Source organism: Paenibacillus darwinianus (assembly GCF_000598065.1).
In the GTDB taxonomy this organism is placed as follows: domain Bacteria; phylum Bacillota; class Bacilli; order Paenibacillales; family Paenibacillaceae; genus Paenibacillus_I; species Paenibacillus_I darwinianus.
Genome location: NZ_KK082127.1, coordinates 54,305 through 57,283 on the forward strand (window position 1 = coordinate 54,305; position 2,979 = coordinate 57,283).

The 2,979-nt window shown below is 61.2% G+C and carries 3 protein-coding genes and 1 pseudogene; all 4 read right to left on the reverse strand.

Translation table 11 applies throughout. The features are described from left to right. Window positions 1-385: DNA-formamidopyrimidine glycosylase family protein (locus tag BG52_RS15080; protein WP_036579601.1), on the reverse strand; the 385-nt coding region annotated here is incomplete at its 3' end. Between the two features lie 103 nt (window positions 386-488). After that, window positions 489-1,286 carry a TIGR01457 family HAD-type hydrolase gene (locus BG52_RS01470; RefSeq protein WP_036579604.1) on the reverse strand — a complete coding sequence of 266 codons (798 nt, stop codon included), beginning with the start codon at window positions 1,284-1,286 and terminating at the stop codon, window positions 489-491. A gap of 33 nt (window positions 1,287-1,319) precedes the next feature. Next, window positions 1,320-2,402 (reverse strand): Gfo/Idh/MocA family protein, encoded by a 1,083-nt coding sequence (locus BG52_RS01475; protein WP_036579606.1) that lies wholly within the window; start codon window positions 2,400-2,402, stop codon window positions 1,320-1,322. After that, window positions 2,399-2,979, reverse strand: a pseudogene (locus BG52_RS15835) (ribonuclease H-like domain-containing protein); the annotation flags it as partial. The pseudogene BG52_RS15835 and the gene BG52_RS01475, both read right to left, overlap by 4 nt.

The window sequence follows — 2,979 nt, forward strand, 5'->3', positions numbered from 1 at the left end:
GCTTGGCGAGCCGCGCAATCGTCTCCTTGGCGCTGAGCAGATGCAAATAGCCAAGCCGCAATCCCATAAAATACAGATTACCGTGGGGAAAACGGATTGTGACCTGCACGCTCCGGTCCGGTGCCTCCTGATCGGTGCCGAACGCCAGCAAGCCGCCCAGCATGAGATGCAGCAGCAGCCTTTTTCCGTTATTCAAATGAAAAATCAGATGCTTGCCCCGATGCTCGATGAACCACACCGACTGTCCGGTTAATTCGGCTTCGAAACGGTCTGCCGGCAAGTTAATCGACTTCTCTCTCGTCACTTCCACGCCCAATATGCGCGTGCCCGCGATACGCTCTGTCAGCAAGCCGCGGTAGGTTTCCATTTCCGGCCATTCCGGCATGAGATCCTCTTCTTTCCGTCTAGGCTGTCCGTTCTTATTATTAGCTTGACCTTTGGTGAAGCCATCCATTAGCTCGCGACGCTATGTGATGGGCTATGTCTGCCTATCCGCCCGCGCCGCTGAGCTCGGCCATCAAACCGTGCAGGTCGCGGTGCGTGCGGTCCGGGCTAACGCCTGCAGCCGCGCGCAGCGCCTCGTAATTGGCATTGTTCGTCAAGCCGGTCAGCACGAGCGCGGTTTCGCAACCGGCGCTTGCGCCGGCCGCGATATCTGTCGCCAGATTGTCGCCGACCACGATCGTCTCCGAAGCCCGGCGCCCGAGCCGCTTGAGCGCAAAATCCATCAGCACGGCGGAAGGCTTGCCGATGACGACCGGCTCCGCTCCCGATGCCGCGCGCAGCATGGCGCCGATCGAGCCGGCTCCCGGTATGAGGCCGGCATCCGAGGGCAGCAGCAGATCGGGATTCGTCATGATGAACCGCGCGCCCTCCTGGATCAATCTTACCGCCTGCGCCGCCTTCAAATAGGTGAACTGCCTGTCTATTCCTTGCAGCACGAAATCCGCCTGCTCCTCTACACGCAGAAGTCCCGCGTCGCTTACCGCTTTCAGGAGCCCCTCTTCCCCGATCACGAATACTTGCGCGTCCGGCTTGGATTCGGCAATATAAGCGGCGGCGGCCTGCGCGCTGGTACAGACGTCCTCCGGCACGGCCGGGATGCCCATCCGCTTAAGCCGGGCGGCAACCGCCTCCGGCGTGGCCGAGGAATTGTTCGTCACGAACCGATACGGCCGTCCGAGCCGGCGAAGGAGCGCTATCAATCGATCTGCCCCGTCGATCATCCGGTCGCCGTGATAGAGGGTTCCGTCAAGATCGATCAGCAATCCTTTCGGGTGCGTCATAGCAAGCTTCCTCTCCATCCATATCGCTTACGCTCATTTATCCTTACCCAGTATTCGGTCGATCCAATATTCCGTCTTTAGTCCGTCTTCCAGCGATGGAGCTAATGAAGGATACCTGTCGTCGCCTGCGAGCCTGAGCAGAAAATGATGGAGCGCGGCAAAATGGGAATCTACCGCAAACCCCATCGTCGCCTTCTCGTCCGGCAGCAGCTCGAGCGGAGCGGGCGCCGCGATCGCCGCGCCGCTACCCGTAAGCAGATGCACGTCGGGAGTGGCCTGCCGTTCCAGATCGCAAACGATGCTGCCTCGCGAGCCGACGATCCGAATCTCGAATGCGTCCGAGCCGAAAGCGATGCGCGACACCTCCAGCATGCCCTTCACGCCCGATGCGGTTGCATAGTCGATGACCGCCCAATCGTCCACGTCGGTCTCCGTCCAGCCTTGTCCGGACGCGTCCTTGCGTTTCTTCACGTATGTATTCGTCTCGCCCCCGACTGCCGACAGCTCGCCGAACCAATGCCTGACCAGATCGAGCACGTGCACGCCGAGATCGCTGATAGCGCCGCCTCCCGACATGCCGCTCTCCAGCCGCCAGCTGACCGGGCGTTCCGGATTCAAATAGCCGGAACGGCGGTATGAAATGTTGCACTGCAGCGGATCACCGATGGTGCCGGACTCGAGCAAGCCCTTAATGCGCATGACGGCCGGGTGATACCGAAACGTAAAAGCGAGCTGCGTCACCAGCTCCGGATGCTTGGCGGCATTCGCGACAAGCGCCTGCGACCGCTCATAGTTGTCCGTCAGCGGCTTTTCGCAATAAACTGCCGCTCCGGCCGATACCGCCGCCGCGGCATCGTCAAAGTGCCTCGCGTTAGGAGTGCAGATGTCGAACGCATCGATCCCGCCTGCGGCTGCGGCTTCTTTCGCCGTAGCGACCACGGCGCGAAAACCGATTGCCTGCGCTTGCGCCGCATGCTTGTCCGGAGACCGCGTCACAAGCGTATCCAGTACCGGCACGATCGGCAGCCGTTTAATGATCGGCATTGCCCGCAGGGCGGTCATGTGCGTTTTGGCTATGTTGCCGAAGCCGATAACGGCGAAACGGACTGTTTTCATATCAGTTTCCTCCCGGTTTTCTTCTTTAAGCGCTCCGTGCGTTTGCGGATCGCCTCCGCCACGGCGCGCCTTTTGGGGTCGTTCCGGTAAAGACCGTTCCGCGCGAGAGCGAGCTCCATTGCGCGTTCCGCATGAAGCAGCGCGGTTCCGTAATCCTTGGCCCGATGCTCATAATAAATCGCCAGCTCGATATGCGCCTCGCCCGAGGCGAGCGGCGATCTTTCCGTCGCAAGGGCAACCTTATGCCACAATAGCACAGCCCGCTCCCAATTTCCACATTTCTTGTCCCGCGCCGCCAGCGGCATGCACCACGACGCGTCCGGCTCCGAGCCGCACAGTCGCTCGAACAAGGCCTCCGCCTCCCCGGCGTTCCCCATTCGCTCCAGCCACAGCCCGGTGCGCAGCAGCTCCTCCGCTTCCCTCGGATACGGAAGCCGCGAGCCGCCCAGTGCCCCGCCGAGCAGCAGGCCGAAGCGGATGGCAAGACAGGCAAGCGAGAGCATATCGTCTTCGTTATGCCGGAACACGCCTTCTAGCGGCTCGGGTCGGCCGTCCGCCAGAAACTGAAAATAGATAG